The organism is Tahibacter amnicola (assembly GCF_025398735.1).
In the GTDB taxonomy this organism is placed as follows: Bacteria; Pseudomonadota; Gammaproteobacteria; order Xanthomonadales; family Rhodanobacteraceae; genus Tahibacter; species Tahibacter amnicola.
Genome location: NZ_CP104694.1, coordinates 765013 through 780561 on the forward strand (window position 1 = coordinate 765013; position 15549 = coordinate 780561).

The following is a 15549-nucleotide window of genomic DNA, read 5'->3' on the forward strand; positions in this document are numbered from 1 at the left end:
TCATGGCAGGAAGAAAGCGGCGGGTCTATCCCATCGCCGGACTTATGCTACGAATGAGCATAAGTCTTGGCAAGTGCGCACGTGCCGATTCGCCAGGGACGTCACGATTTCTTGCGATCGGGCCTTCTGGCCGATGCCGCGTGGGCCCGGCGCCAAAAGCCCTATCATTCGGCGCCGGCCGTTTCGGCCCCCGGAAGCTGTGCCGTCCAGGAGAGACGATGACCGAACCCAGCGACGCAATCCTGCCTGGCCTGATGGTGCTTCACGGCAACCGGCTGGAGGATCTGCGCGATGTGCTGTCGCTGTGGTTGCGGCGCGAACCGTTGCGTCCGCTGGAGAACGAAGTCGTGCTCGTGCAGAGCAATGGCATCGCGCAGTGGTTCAAGGCCGCGCTGGCGCGCGATGTCACCGACGGCGGCATGGGTATTGCCGCCGCCATTGACGTGCAGCTGCCGGGGCGCTTCGTGTGGAGCGCGTACCGTGCCGTGCTCGGTGCCGGTCTCCCGGAACACTCCGAATTCGACAAGGAACGGCTGGTCTGGCGCCTGCTGCGCCTGATCGGCGCCCACCTGCACAAGCCGGTGTACGAGACGCTGCGACGCTACCTGGCGGACGATACGGATCTGACCAAGCGCTACCAGCTGGCCGGGCGGATTGCCGACCTGTTCGACCAGTACCAGGTCTACCGGGCGGACTGGCTGGTCGACTGGGGGGCCGGCCACGACCTGCTGCGCGATGATCGCGGCCGCCCGCAGAAGATCCCGGAGCTGCAACGCTGGCAACCGGCGCTGTGGCGCAGCGTGCTGGCGGATGTCGGTGGCAAGGCGGCGACCCTGCACCGCGGGGCGCTGCACCAGCGTTTTGTCGACGCGGTACAGTCGCTGCCCGAACGCCCGGCTGCGCTGCCGCGGCGCGTGACCGTGTTCGGGATCTCGTCCCTGCCGCAGCAGGTGCTCGCGACGCTCGCGGCACTGGCGCGCTTCACCCAGGTGCTGGTCGTTGTCGCCAATCCGTGCCGCTACTACTGGGCCGACATCGTCGACCAGCGCGAATGGGTGGCCGGGGAACGCCGCCGGCAGGTGATCAAGCCGGGCAGGCCCGCAACGCTCGATCCGTCCCAGCTGCATCTCCACTCCCACAGCCTGCTGGCGGCGTGGGGCAAGCACGGCCGTGACTACCTGCGCCTGCTCGACCGCCTCGATACGCCGGAACACTACCGCGAGCGGTTCTCGGCCTGGGGGCAGAAAATCGATCTTTTCGGCGATACGCCGGGGCGCACCGTGCTGGAGCAGGTGCAGCAGGGGATCCTGGACCTGACGCCGTCGCCGACCGTTGCTACTGACAAGACAGCAATTCTCCGCGGCGACGATTCGATCACTTTCCACGTGGCCCACAGCGCGCAGCGCGAAGTGGAGATCCTCCACGATGCGCTGCTGGCGCGCATGCAGGCGGCGGCCGACGCCGGCACACCCCTGCATCCCCGCGACATCATGGTGATGGTGCCGGACATCGCCACCTACGCATCCGCCATTCGCGCGGTGTTTGGCCGTCATGCCGCATCGGATCCGCGCCATATTCCGTTTACCGTCGCGGACCAGCAGTCGCGCGGCAGCTCGCCAGCCCTGATCGCGCTGGAAAGGCTGCTGTCACTGCCGGATCTGCGCCTGGGGGCGACCGAACTGTGCGACCTGCTCGACGTGCCCGCCCTGCGCCGGCGGTTCGGGCTGGACGATGAAGCCCTGCCGACGTTGCGGCGCTGGATTCACGAAGCCGGCATCCGCTGGGGCCTGGACGCCACGCAGCGCGAGTCGCTCGGACTGCCGGCCCGCGGCGAAAACACCTGGCAGTTTGGTCTGCGCCGGATGCTGCTGGGCTATGCCGTGGGCGACGCGGACATCGGACTGGCGATCGATCCCTACGCGGAGATCGGCGGGCTCCAGGCCCCCCTCGTCGGCATCCTGGCCGACCTCGTCAACACCCTGCGCCACTACTGGCAGCTCCTGCGGCGCGAGGCGACGCCCGCCGAATGGGCGGTGAGCCTGCACGGCCTGCTCAGGGACTTTTTCGATCCCCGGGAGGATGAGGAACTGCTGGAACTGGAACGTCTGCAGGACAGCCTCGACGCCTGGCAGGAGGCCACGGCCGCGGCGGCGCTGGAGCAGGCCTTGCCGCTGGCGGTGGTGCGCGAAAGCTGGCTGTCGGCGCTGGATGAGCGCGGCCTTTCGCAGCGCTTCCTCGGCGGGGGCGTGGTTTTTGCCACCCTGATGCCGATGCGCGCGATCCCGTTCCGCGTGATCGCGCTCCTGGGCATGAACGACGGCGACTATCCGCGCCAGCGGCAGCCATCGGACTTCGACCTGATGGGCGATGCCCGCCTCTATCGTCCGGGCGACCGCTCCCGGCGCGAGGACGACCGCTATCTGTTTCTCGAAGCGCTGCTGTCCTCGCGCGAGGCGCTGCACCTGTCCTGGGTGGGGCGCAGCGTGCGCGACAACAGCGAGCGACCGCCCTCGGTGCTGGTCGGTCAGCTGCGCGATCACCTGGTATCGGGCTGGTACTGCGACGGCCACGCGCCGGACGCGTCTGACGCGGGCGCGCAGGTGCTGGCGGCACTGACCGTCGAACATCCGCTGCAGCCGTTCAGCGTGCGCTATTTCGACGGTAGCGACAGCCGCCTGTTCACCTATGCCGCCGAATGGCGCCAGGCGCACAGCGCCACCCAACACCCCGCCGGCGACCTTTTGCCCGAGTGGGTGCCGGAGGCATCGCTGACGCTGACGACGTTGGGCGCCTTCCTGCGCCGCCCGGTACGGCAGTTCTTCCAGCAGCGCCTGAAGGTGTACTTCGAAACCCCCGTCGATATTGCCGACGACAACGAGCCCTTCGCGCTCGATGCGCTGGACGACCACCGCCTTGCCGCGCATCTGGTCGGCGCGGCCCTGCAGGCGCCGGACGAAGCCAGCGGCGATGCCGCTATCCGGCGCGAGTCGGACCGCCTGCGCGCCAACGGCATCCTGCCGCTCGCGGCGTTCGGAGAGCTGGCGCTGGCGGTGCCGTTACAGCGTGCCGGCGGGGTGCACGCGCGTTTTCGCGCAGCCCTGGCGCGCTGGCCGGTGCCGCAGCCGCGCCGGGAACTCACGATTCCATGCGGCGACCTCCTGATCGAAGACTGGGTGTCCGACCTGCGTTCCGACGTGACGGGTGAAACGGTCCGCGTGGTCTGCCTGATAGCAGACCTGTGCGACCGCAGCCGGCAGCCGCGATATGCCAACCTGGCGCAGGCCTGGACGACCCACCTCGTGGCGCACGCTGCAGGCCTTGCCTTCACCTCGCAGCTGGTGGCGCCGGATCGTTCGGCGTGCCTGGAGCCGCTGCCGCAGGCCGTGGCGCAGGCGTTGCTGAATGATCTGCTGGCAGCGATGCGCCTTGGCATGCGCGCGCCCCTGCCGCTGGCCTGCAAGACGGCGTTCGCCTGGCTCGCCGCTGCGGCCAAGGGCGAGGGCGATGCCGCAGTAGCCGCCGCACTGCGCTACAACCGCAGCAGCTACGACGGATCACGCGGGGAATGCGAAGAAGACCCGTACCTGGCGCGCAGCTTTCCCGAGTTCGAGGCTCTGCTGCGGCAGGGGTTTGAAGCCTGGCTGGGGATCTACCGGCCCCTGTTTGAACGGCTGCAATGGGCGGAAGTCGCATGAGCGTGCCGCAACCGCTGGATCCGATGACGTTTCCCCTGCGCGGCGTCCGCCTTATCGAGGCCAGCGCGGGCACCGGCAAGACCTGGACCATCGCCGCGCTCTATCTGCGTCTGGTGCTTGGCCACGGCTGCGACGGGCCGCTGCTGCCGCCGCAGATCCTGGTTGTCACGTTCACCCGTGCGGCGACGGCGGAGTTGCGCGAGCGCATTCGCGCCCGCCTGGTGGAAGCGGCGGCCGTGTTCCGGAGCGGCGCGGCCGTCGAACCCTTCCTGCAGGCATTGCTGGCGACCCAGTCCGACGCCGCCGCCCGCGCGACGGCGGCCGCGCGGCTGGAACTGGCCGCGCAGTGGATGGACGAGGCGGCGATCTACACGATCGACGCCTGGAGCCAGCGCATGTTGTCGCAGTTTGCAATCGGCAGCGGCAGCCCGTTCGACTTCGATCTGGTCGAGGACGAGTCGGAACTGATTGTCGAGGCGACGCGCGACTACTGGCGCAGCGAGGCGTACGCGCTGGATACGCACCAGGCGGCCTGGCTGGTCGGCACGGTGGAAACGCCCGATGCGCTGGCGGGCTTGCTCCGGAACGCGCTGGGCCGCCGTACCGACAACGCGCAGCTGACCGGCATCGACCCTTCGATCCCGCTTGGGGGCTCCTTGCGCGAAGTGATGACGGCGATGGCCGGCTCGCTGCACCGCCACAAGCGCGAATGCGCCGCACAGGTCGAGGCGTTGCAGGCGTTCCTCGATGGGCTGGTGGCCGCCCAGCGGATCAATGGTGCGCGGCTCAAGCCCTCGCGCTACACCGAATGGCTGTCGCGGCTGCGGGCCTGGGCGGAGGACGCCGCGCCGGTAGCGCCTGCCTTGACCGAGTCGGCCTGGGAACGGCTCACGGTCGACGGTATCCGCAACGCGCTCAAGGACGACGGTCCCGTCGAATGGCCAGCGGCGCTGGCGGCGGTCGGGACGTTGCGCACGGCCGTGGCGCAATGCCTTGACCTTCAGGGCGTGCTGGTGGCGCATGCCGTCGATCGTGTCCGCGAACGCATCATCGCGGCCAAGCGGCGGCGGGCGACGCTGGGCTTTGACGACGTGAAACGCCGTCTGGAACTGGCGGTCAGCCGCGATATCACCGGGCGACTGGCGGTGGCCATTGCCGCGCAGTATCCGGTCGCGCTGGTCGATGAATTCCAGGATACCGATGCGGTGCAATGGCGCCTGTTCCATGGCATCTACGGCAACCATCCGTCGGCCGCGCTGCTGCTGATCGGTGATCCGAAGCAGGCGATCTACAGCTTCCGCGGCGCGGACATCCACACCTACCTGGCGGCCCGCGAAAGCGCCGAGCAACCGCGCTACACCTTGAGTACCAACTTCCGCTCGACGGCGCCCCTGGTCGGTGCGGTGAACCGCCTGTTCGAACACGGCATGCAGTGGCCGGACGGTCCGTTCGCCTTTGGCGCGGCCGGGCACGGCCTGCCATTTCATCCGGTTGACGCGGCCGGTCGCGCCAGCGCACTGGTGATCGACGGCAATCCGGTACCGGCCATGCACCTGTGGCTGCATGCGCCCGATGACGCGCCGGGGAAGGCACGTTACATGGACGTCATGGCCGCGGCGACGACGGCAGAGGTTGCCCGCCTGCTGTCCCTGGCGGCCGCCGGGCGCTGCGGTTTCGCAGCGCCCGCGGCATTCGCGCCGCTGCGGCCGGCGGATATCGCTATCCTGGTCCGCGACGTCGGCGAGGCACGCGTGATGCGTGCCGCCCTGGACCGGGCCGGCCTGCGCAGCGTCTACCTGTCCGATCGCGACAGCGTGTACGACACCGCGGAAGCGGCCGACGTGCTGACCTGGCTGGGTGCCTGCGCAGAGCCAGGCGAGGAGCGCCGGCTGCGTTCCGCGCTGGCCACCGCCACGCTGGACCTGCCCTGGTCGCAGCTGGATGCACTCAACCACGACGAAGCGGCCTGGGAACAGCAGCTGGAACGTTTTCGGCGCTACCAGCAGGTGTGGCGCAGCGCCGGCGTGCTCGCCATGTTGACCGCATTGCTGCATGAATTCGATGTCCCCGCGCGCTGCCTGGCGCGCGCCGGTGGCGAACGGGCGCTGACCAATGTGCTGCATCTGGCCGAACTGCTGCAGGAAGCCTCCGTCACGCTCGATGGCGAGGGGGCACTGGTTCGTCATCTGCGCGAGACCATCGCAGGTGATGTGGCCGGTGACGCCGCGCTGCTGCGGCTGGAAAGCGATGCGGGCCTGCTCAAGCTCGTCACCGTGCACAAGTCCAAGGGACTGGAATACCCCCTGGTGTTTCTGCCGTTCGCGTGCAATTTCCGCGAGGTCGGCGCGTCGGGCCCGCGCCGCACCGTGTGGTACGCCTGGCACGGAGCGGATGGGCGCTTGCACCTGGATGTGTCGCTGGACGAGGTGTCGCGGCGTCGTGCCGACCGTGAACGTCTCCAGGAAGAACTGCGCCTGCTCTACGTCGCTGTGACGCGCGCCAGTTTCGCCTGCTGGATCGGCGTTGCGGCGCTTCGCATGGGCAATGCCAAGGTCTCGCAACTGCACAAATCCGCCGTGGGATACCTGCTCAAGGGCGGTGAGGCGATTGCAGCTGGCGAGCTCGCCAGCCTGCTGGCGCGTCTTGCGGAAGGGCAGTCCGGCATGGTCGTCGGCGAGCCGCCGGGCAGTGATGGCACGCGGCCGCAGGTGCCGGCACCGGTCACGCTGGCGTTGGCCCGGCCGTACCGGGGAGCGCCGCCGCCGCGGTGGTGGATCGCCAGCTACAGCGCACTGCGCCTGGCCGGAAGCGACAGCGCGCACACGCCGGGCGAACCGGAAACCGCCGGCCAGGCCGTGCTGGCCGAGCGTGTGCACGACCTGGTACCGCTCGCTGAGGCCATTTCAGAGCAACTCGCGCCGCTTGCTGCGTTTCCGCGCGGGGCGGCGCCCGGTACTTTCCTGCATGGCCTGCTCGAGTGGTCGGCGCAACAGGGATTTGCCCAAAGCCTGTCGGACACCGCACTGCTGACCCAGACCATTGCGCGCCGCTGCCAGCGGCGTGGTCTGGCGCCCTGGATCGGTGCGCTGTCGCGGTGGATGCAGTACTTCCTGACCGTTCCACTGGCCTGCGCCGAGGGTACGGTCAGTCTGGCTGCATTGCCGATGACGCACTACCAGGCGGAACTGGAATTCTGGTTCGAGGCGGCGCAGGTGGACGTGGCCCGGTTGGACCGGCTGGTCACGCAGGCGACGCTGGACGCGCAGGCACGCCCGCCGCTCGAACCGGATCGCCTCAATGGCCTGCTCAAGGGTTTCATCGACTTGGTGTTCTGCCATGCCGGCCGATACTACGTCGTCGACTACAAGTCCAACTGGCTCGGCCCCGATGCGGCTGCCTACGACGCCGCGACGCTGCGCCAGGCGATCCTGGTCAATCGCTACGATATGCAGTACTGCCTCTACATCCTCGCACTGCATCGCCAGCTGCGGGCGCGCCTGCCGGACTACGACTACGACCGTCACGTGGGTGGTGCGATGTACCTGTTCCTGCGCGGTGTCGATACGGCCGGTCATGGCGTGCACCGGGAACGCCCCCCGCGGGCGTTGATCGAGCACATGGACCGGCTCTTCGCCGGCGCGGGAGCGGCTGATGCGTGAGACCCTGTGGCGCGCGATGGATACCGCCGTGGCGGAAGGGGCGCTGCGTCCCCTGGACCGCGCGTTCGCGCGTTTCGTCGTGGAAATCGACCCTGGCTGCGACGATGCGGTCGTCGCGGCGGCCGCGCTGTGCAGCCAGCGCCTGGGTGAGGGCCACACCTGTCTGTTCCTGCCTGCGCTCGAAGCACCGGCGACGCCGGACGACGCGCTGGCCTATGTACTGCCGGCGCTGCCCGCGGGAATGACGACGCGCCACTGGCAGGAACGCCTGCTCGCCTCCCCGGCAGTGGCGTCTGCGCAGGCCGACGGACGCGCCCTGCTGGTGCTCGATGGAGAACGGCTCTACCTGAAGCGCTACTGGGACCATGAATGCCAGGTGGCGGCCGCGATCGGCGTGCGCACCGGCCGCTGGTTGCCCATGCCACAGACCGCGCAGGATGAGTTGCAGCGCCTTTACCCGGCTGCCGCCATCGCAACGGTGAACTGGCAGAAGGTCGCCTGCGCCATCGCGGCGCAAAGCGCGTTCTGTGTCATCACCGGCGGCCCGGGTACCGGCAAGACGACCACCGTGGTGCGCCTGATCGCCCTGCTGCAGACGGCAGCACTGGCAGGCGCCGGGCAGCGCCTGCGAATCCGTCTGGCAGCACCGACTGGCAAGGCCGCCGCGCGGCTGAAAGAATCGATTGCAGCCCAGGTCGAGGTGTTGCCGATCTCACCGGAGGTCCGCCAGGCGATTCCGGCGGATGTCTCCACCGTACACCGCCTGCTGGGCAGCCGCCCCGACCAACGCCGGCCGCGGCACCACCGTGGCAATCCGCTGCATGTCGATGTGCTGATCGTCGACGAGGCGTCGATGGTCGACCTGGAAACCATGGCGGCCCTGCTCGATGCGCTGCCGCCGGACGCCCGGCTCATCCTGCTGGGTGACAAGGACCAGCTGGCATCCGTGGAAGCCGGCGCGGTGCTGGGTGATCTGTGCCGGAACGCGGCAGCCGGCCGCTACTGGCCCGATACGATCGCCGCGGTGGAACGGGTCGCGGGAGAACCCATCGACGCGTTCGCCGGTGCGGGAACCGCGTTGGACCAGCACGTGGTGATGCTGCGCGAAAGCCACCGTTTCGGCGAGCACAGCGAAATTGGCCGGCTCGCCGCCGCGGTCAATCGCGGCGACGCGGCCGCCGCAACGGAGGTACTGCGTGCGCCGGCAGCGGCCGCTGCCGTGCGCTGGCTCGCCGGGCGGGGCGATGCGGATGCCGCGATCATCCGCTACGCGGTCGATGGCGGTGCCGGTGACGATGGCTTTGGCCACTACCTGCGTGTTCTGCAGGAGCGCAGGCCCGGGGCGGATGCGGCGACCGCGGCCTATGCGCAGTGGGCCGAAGAGGTTCTGGCGGCGCGCAGCGCATTCCAGATTGTCTGTGCCGTGCGTCACGGCGAGGCTGGCGTTGCGGGCCTGAACGCGCGTATCGCGGCCGCACTGCAGGCGGCCGGGCATATTCCGGTTGATCGCGGCTGGTACGAGGGGCGCCCGGTGATGCTCACGCGCAATGATTACGCCCTGGGGCTCATGAACGGTGATCTGGGCGTCACGCTGCGGGTGACCGATCCGGCCGGTCGCGCGGCGCTGCGTGTGGCGTTCGCCACCACCAGCGCCGAGGGTGAACGGCGCATCCGTTTCGTGCCGCCCAGCCGCCTGGAGGCCGTGGAGACGGTGTACGCGATGACGGTACACAAGTCGCAAGGTTCGGAATTCCACCATGTGGCGCTGGTGCTTCCCGGGCAGCACAGCCCCGTGGTGACGCGTGAACTGGTCTATACGGCGGTAACGCGTGCGCGCCGCCGTTTCAGCCTGATTGCCGGTGAAGACGCGCTGGTCCAGGCGATCGGGCGACAGGTGGAACGCACGTCCGGGCTGGCCGGACGCTTCGGCGCCTGATCAGGTATCTGTCTCTTTCCGCCGACGTTCCGCCACCAGCTGCGCGAGGATGCTGACCGCGATCTCATGCGGCGTTTGCGCCTGGATAGGCAGGCCGACCGGTGCGTGGAGCTGTGCGAAAGCAGCAGCGCGTTCGCCGAGCGCCTCCAGCACGGCGCCGACCCGTTTGCGGCTGCCCATCATGCCAACGAATGCGGGGGCTTCGACGCAAGCACCTCCAGTGTTGCCACGTCGGTGGGAAAGTCGCGGTTGAGCAGCACCGCGTACACCGGGCGCGTCGTGTCGAGCGCCGTGGCCAGTTGCACGTAGTCGCCGCTCAACACGTGCGCGTCGCGGAAGTCGCCGTCGGCGAAGCACGCATCGCGCGGATCGAATATCCAGATGTCGAAGTCGAGGTGGCGCGCCATCTCGTACAGCGCGACACCGCAGTGCCCGCCGCCGGCGATGAGCAGGCGTTCGTCCGGCCGGGTGCGGCTGGTGGCGCCGGCGTGCCCGATGTCGGTCTCGCCGAGGGTGACTGTATTGCCGGCGCGCAATTGCCGGAAGATGGTTTCGGCACGCTCCCGATCGGTCGGCCCCGACCAGCGACGCAAGGCCAGCTGCATGCTGCCACCGCAGACGCCTGCGGCATCGGGGCGGCCGGAGAGATCGATCTCGACCGGCGCCCGGTCGCCGTTATCGGCCAGCAGTCGCCGGGCCGCTGCGATGACACGCGCTTCCGCCTCGCCGCCGCCGATGCTGAAGGACTGGCTCGCGGCCGTGACCAGCATGCGGCTGCCGCCTTTGCGGGGAGTTGCTCCGCGCGTCTGCAGCACTGTCGCCACGACGACGGGCCCGTGGGCCAGCCATTCACCGAGCCGGCCGAAAAGTCGTTCGTCCAATCCGTGCTCCCGCCTACGATCCGGATGCGGCGCCAGCCGGCACGGGCGCTTCCGGGGAGGAGTGGGCGGGGTCTGGCGTGCGCACCGCTGCGATCGCATCCGCCACTGCTTCGGGTGTCGCCGGCGAGGCCAGCGGCACGGCGCGTGCGTCGCCGAAGGCAGCGACTGCGTCGCGCAGCGCTTCGCGCACACTGATCGCCAGCATCAGCGGCGGTTCGCCGACGCCCTTGCTGCCGAAAATCACCTGGGTGGTCGGTGTGCGGGAGCGCTTGAACAGGGTGACGTGGAACTCCCGCGGCACCTCGCCGATCGTGGGGATCTTGTACGTGCTGGGCGCGTCGGTCAGCAGCTTTCCGGCCGCGCTCCAGCGCAGTTCCTCGCATGTCAGCCAACCCATGCCCTGGACGAAGCCGCCTTCAATCTGGCCGCGGTCGATCGTTTCCGCCAGCGAATCGCCGACATCGTGCAGCAGATCGACTTGCCGCAGCGTGTATACACCCGTAAAACCGCAGACTTCCACTTCGCTGACAGCGGCGCCGAAGGCGTAGTAGTAGAACGGATGGCCGTGGCCGCGCTTGGGGTCCCAGTGGATCACCGGGGTGCGGTAGTAGCCGGTGGCGGACAGGCTGACGCGCGCGGAGTAGGCGGCGCGCGTCACCTCGCTGAACGGTACCGCGACGCTGGCGTCCGACTGGCGGCGTGCGTGATCTTCGGAGAAGACGACGTCGTCGGGCGTTGTGCCAAGCATGGTCGCGGCGACAGGCGCCAGGCGTTCGAGCAGGGTTTCGCAGGCCGCCTTGACGGCCTGGCCGTTAAGGTCCGACCCGCTGCTGGCGGCCGTCGCGGAGGTGTTGGGCACCTTGTCCGTGCTGGTCACCATGATCTGGATCGTGTCGACGCGAACGCCCAGCGCGCGACTGGCGACGGCCAGCATCTTGGTGTGCAGGCCCTGACCCATCTCGGTGCCGCCGTGATTGAGCTGCACGCTGCCGTCGGCGTAAATGTGGACCAGCGCGCCGGCCTGGTTGTATTCGGTCTTGTTGAACGAGATGCCGAACTTGACCGGCGTGATCGCCAGGCCACGCCGGACATGCGCATGGCTGCGGTTGAATTCGTCGATCTGCCGGCGGCGCTGGTCGAAGTGGCTGTCGCGGCGCAACTGCGCCCACAGCTGCGGCAGGTGGTTGTCCACGACCGGCTGCCCGTAGGGCGTGTCATTGCGCGCGGGTGTTTCGTCCGGCCGGTAGAGATTGCGCTCGCGCACCGTTTCCGGCGGTAGCTGGCGGTAACGCGCCACACGGTCGAGGATCTCCTCGCCCACCAGCATGCCCTGGGGGCCGCCGAAGCCGCGGAACGCCGTGTTGGAGGCCAGGTGCGTCCGGGCGATCAGGCCGGTGATATGGACGTGCGGTGTGTAATAGGCATTATCCACATGTACCATGGCGCGCATCAGTACCGGCGGCGACAGGTCGGCGCTCCAGCCACCGTTGGCGTACAGGGTGACGATCAGCGCCTTGAGCAGCCCGTCGTCATCAAACCCCACCTCGTAGCGGGCCAGGAAGGGATGGCGCTTTCCGGTCAGCTGCATGTCGGCGCTGCGGCCGAGCTTGATGCGCACGGGTTTGCCCGTGCGGAACGCCGCAAGGGCCGCGACGGCCGCATAGGGATTGGCCTGGGTTTCCTTGCCGCCGAATCCGCCGCCCATGCGCAGGCTCTTGCACACCACGCGGTTTGACGGCAATCCCAGCACGCGCGCGACGATGATCTGTGTCTCGGTCGGATGCTGGGTGGAGGAGGTCACCTGCACCAGTCCCTCCGAGTCGACGTGGGCCCAGCTCGCCTGTGTTTCCAGGTAGAAATGGTCCTGCCCGCCGATGTGCAGCTCACCGCTCAGACGATGCGGTGCCAGGTCCATGGCCGCGGCGGCATCGCCGCGGGCGACCACGGCGGGTGGCAGGTGGAAGGACGACTGCGCGATGGCCGTCTCGATATCCAGGACGGGCGGGAGCGGCTCGTACTCCACTTTCACCGCCCGCGCTGCCTGTTGAGCGATGCGCTCACTGGTGGCCACCACCCAGGCCACGGCCTGGCCATGGAACAGCACCACATCGCGCGGAATCAGCGGCTCGTCATGGAGGATCGGGCCGGTGTCGTTCTCGCCGGGGATGTCCGCGGCGGTCAGCACGCGGATGACGCCCGGCAGGGCGAGTGCGGCGGTTGCGTCCATCGCGACAATTCGCGCATGGGCATGTGGCGCCTGCACGGGATACAGGCTCAGCAAGCCGGTCGGTTCGTGCTGTTCATCGGTGTACACCGCGCGGCCGGTCACGTGGCCCACGGCGCTTTCGTGGCGCAGGTTCATCGGCAGTGCTCCTGCACGAATTTCGCGAACAGGCTGCCGCACAGCCGACGACGGTACGCGGCGCTGGAACGATGATCATCCAGCGGGGTGAACACCGACTCCAGTCGGCGGCAGGCTTCGGCAACGGTGTCAGTGTCGAGCGTTCTGCCGAGCAGGAACTCCTCCACCGCGGTGGCGCGCATGGGAGTTGCCGCGACGCCGCCGTAAGCCAGCCGCGCGTGGGCGATGATGTCCTGGTCGAAATCCAGCGCGAATACAGCGGCGACGATGCTGATGTCGTCGGTCTGGCGCTTGGCCACCTTGTACGCGGCAGATAGTCCGCTGCGGCGCGGCAGGGTTACCGCGACGATCAATTCGCCATCGGCGCGGCGCGTCTTGCGGTAGCCGGTGAAGAAGTCGCTGACGGGAAGCGTGCGGGCGCCTTCCGGCCCGGCACAATGCACCTGGGCGTCGAGCGCGAGCAGCACCGGCAGCAGGTCGCCGATCGGTGATGCGGTACCGAGGTTGCCACCGAGCGTGGCGCGATTGCGCACCTGGCGCGCGGCAAACCAGTACAGCATCTGGTCGAGCGCGGGAAACAGGCCGGCCAGTTGTGTCTCGATCGTCGTCAGTGGCACGCCGGCGCCGATGAGAACATGGCCTGCCTGGATGTCGATATGGCGGAGCGCGGCAATGCGGTCGAGCGCGATGAAGGACGGCGCGACCGGTTGCCCGTGGCTGAGTGCCACGCCCAGGTCCGTGGCGCCGGCGATCCATGCAGCCTGCGGGTTGTCGCGCTTGAGCGCGATGGCCTGGTCGACCGAGACCGGCAGGTGGAACGCAGGGATCGGGTCGGATGCACCGCCGACGTCGGCGTGCAGTGCCCGGCAGAATGCGTCATCCGGCCGACTGTCGCCGGCCAGCTCGTCGGTCGCAGCGCGGATCGGCCGGTAGCCGGTGCAGCGGCACAGATTGCCTTCGGTGGTGATATCCGTCAGCTCGCCGTTGTAGTAGCCGGCGAACAGGCTCATCACGATGCCCGGCGTGCAATAGCCGCACTGGGAGCCGGCGCAGCGGACCATCGCCGCCTGCACCGGGTGCAAGGTGTCGCCGTCGGCCAGGGACTCCACGGTGACGACGCGGCGACCCGGTACCGAGCCCATCGGGAGGAGGCAACTGTTGACCGCCCGGTACGTGGCGCCGCCGTCCTCGGCGGATTCGACGATGGCGACCGTGCAGGCGCCGCAATCACCGTCCGCGCAGCCTTCCTTGGTTCCGGTGAGATGGGCCCGGCGCAGCCAGCGCAGCAGGGATTCGGTCGGATCGGTATCTGCCAGCGGAATGTCGCGGCCGTTGAGGTGGAAAAACGGGCGGTTTGTCATCGGCAAAGAGTAGCGCAGCGCCGCACCCGAAGACACCGGCGCGGATGTCTGTCGCGCCGCCGCCATGACGCACTGCGCCAAAACACCCGCCTAGGCGGCGGCCACGGCTTGGTGCAGACTCCGGCGAAGCCAACCGCCGTGCCGCGCCCATGTCCGAAGCCGTCCAACACACCGAGCTGATGCTGTCCGACCGTCTTGCCGATTTCCTGCGCGGCATGCCCAAGGCGGAGTTGCACATTCATATCGAGGGTTCGCTCGAGCCCGAGCTGATATTCCAGATGGCGCAGCGCAATGGCGTCAGCCTGCCCTATGCCAGTGTCGAGGCATTGCGCGCGGCGTACGCTTTTACCAATTTGCAGAGTTTTCTCGATATCTACTATGCCGGCGCCAGCGTGCTGCTGACGGAGGTCGACTTCTTCGACATGGCCTGGGCGTACTTTCTGCGCGCGCGCGCCGACAACGTCATTCACGCCGAATTGTTCTTCGACCCGCAGACGCACACGATGCGCGGTGTGCCGTTTGCCGTCGTGATCAATGGCCTGCACCGGGCCGTCGAGCGGGCGCGCCAGGAGCTGGGCATCCGTGCTTCATTGATCCTGTGCTTCCTGCGCCACCTGAGCGAGGACGAAGCCCTCGCCACGCTGGAGGAGGCCAAGCCCTATATTGGCCGCTTCATCGGCGTGGGGCTGGATTCGGGCGAACTGGGTAACCCGCCGGAGAAGTTCGCGCGCGTCTTCGCCGAGGCGCGCCGCCTGGGGCTGCGCATCGTGGCACACGCGGGCGAGGAGGGGCCGCCTGCCTACATCTGGGGCGCGCTGGACGTGCTCGGCGCGGAGCGGATCGACCATGGCGTGCAGGCGTTGAAAGACCCGGCGCTGGTCGAACGGCTCGTGCGCGAGCACATTCCACTGACGGTATGCCCGCTATCGAACATAAAGCTCTGCGTATTTCCGACGCTGGCCCAGCACAACCTGCGCGAGCTGCTCGACCGCGGACTCGTGGCCACGATCAACTCGGACGATCCGGCCTATTTCGGCGGCTATATCAACCAGAACTACCTGGAGACCTTCCAGGCCCTCCAGCTCAACCTGGGACATGCGCGGCGGCTCGCCGAGAACAGTTTCGTGGCCAGCTTCGCCAGTGCGGAGGAGAAATGCCGCGACCTGGAACGACTGGTCGCCTACTTCGACCAGACCTTCGCCCCGGCCTGAGCCGGCTGGCCCGGGCCGGGCAGGCGTGACAGCGGCGGCTGCAGGCGTCACTATCGGCATTCCCTTCATCGCGTCGCTGATTCATGGGCAGACTCACCACGCACGTGCTGGATACCGCGCAGGGCAAGCCTGGCGCAGGCATCCGGATTGATCTCTACCGCCTCGACGCCGGCCAGCGCCGGCCGCTGGCGCAGCGCACCACCAATGTCGACGGCCGCTGCGACGAACCGCTGCTGGCGGGCGCCGCGCTGCTGCCGGGTACCTATGAGCTCGATTTCCACCTGGGTGCGTATTTCAAAGGCGCAGGTATCGCGCTGGCCGATCCACCCTTCATCGACGTGGTGACGTTGCGCTTCGGAATGGCGGACGCCGACAGCCACTATCACGTGCCGCTCCTGGCGTCACCGTACAGCTACAGCACGTATCGGGGCAGCTGAGGTGCGG

General features: G+C 68.5%; 9 protein-coding genes. 5 read left to right on the plus strand and 4 right to left on the minus strand.

Going from position 1 to position 15549, the window contains the following annotated elements; translation table 11 throughout:
* Nucleotides 1–2 precede the first annotated feature (2 nt).
* The 3 genes from recC to recD are packed head-to-tail and all read left to right on the plus strand — an operon-like array spanning nt 3 to nt 9290.
* A complete protein-coding gene (gene recC, locus N4264_RS03160) occupies nt 3–3695 on the plus strand; it encodes an exodeoxyribonuclease V subunit gamma (protein ID WP_261695625.1) in 3693 nt (1230 codons plus the stop codon).
* Complete coding sequence (gene recB / locus N4264_RS03165) at nt 3692–7354, plus strand: exodeoxyribonuclease V subunit beta (protein WP_261695626.1); 3663 nt, start codon at nt 3692–3694, stop codon at nt 7352–7354. Before recC ends, recB begins: the two co-directional genes overlap by 4 nt.
* Nucleotides 7347–9290 carry an exodeoxyribonuclease V subunit alpha gene (gene recD, locus N4264_RS03170; protein WP_261695627.1) on the plus strand — a complete coding sequence of 648 codons (1944 nt, stop codon included), beginning with the start codon at nt 7347–7349 and terminating at the stop codon, nt 9288–9290. Before recB ends, recD begins: the two co-directional genes overlap by 8 nt.
* On the opposite strand, the gene N4264_RS03175 is transcribed toward recD, so the two are convergent.
* From N4264_RS03175 to N4264_RS03190, 4 genes are read right to left on the minus strand one after another with little or no spacing between them, the layout of a single operon-like run.
* Nucleotides 9291–9473: an XdhC family protein gene (locus N4264_RS03175; RefSeq protein WP_261695628.1), complete on the minus strand. Its 183-nt coding sequence runs from the start codon at nt 9471–9473 to the stop codon at nt 9291–9293.
* Nucleotides 9470–10171 carry an XdhC family protein gene (locus N4264_RS03180; RefSeq protein ID WP_261695629.1) on the minus strand — a complete coding sequence of 234 codons (702 nt, stop codon included), beginning with the start codon at nt 10169–10171 and terminating at the stop codon, nt 9470–9472. The genes N4264_RS03175 and N4264_RS03180 overlap by 4 nt, the downstream gene beginning before the upstream one ends.
* Nucleotides 10172–10184: 13 nt before the next feature.
* Nucleotides 10185–12533 (minus strand): xanthine dehydrogenase molybdopterin binding subunit, encoded by a 2349-nt coding sequence (xdhB, locus tag N4264_RS03185; protein ID WP_261695630.1) that lies wholly within the window; start codon nt 12531–12533, stop codon nt 10185–10187.
* Nucleotides 12530–13894, minus strand: a complete 1365-nt coding sequence (locus N4264_RS03190) for a xanthine dehydrogenase small subunit (RefSeq protein WP_261695631.1) — start codon at nt 13892–13894, stop codon at nt 12530–12532. The genes xdhB and N4264_RS03190 overlap by 4 nt, the downstream gene beginning before the upstream one ends.
* Before the next feature lie 149 nt (nt 13895–14043).
* Between N4264_RS03190 and N4264_RS03195 the strand changes: the two genes are divergently transcribed.
* Nucleotides 14044–15105, plus strand: coding sequence for an adenosine deaminase (locus N4264_RS03195; RefSeq protein ID WP_261695632.1), 1062 nt, complete (start codon nt 14044–14046; stop codon nt 15103–15105).
* A gap of 83 nt (nt 15106–15188) precedes the next feature.
* A complete protein-coding gene (gene uraH / locus N4264_RS03200; protein WP_261695633.1) occupies nt 15189–15542 on the plus strand; it encodes a hydroxyisourate hydrolase in 354 nt (117 codons plus the stop codon).
* Nucleotides 15543–15549 lie beyond the last annotated feature (7 nt).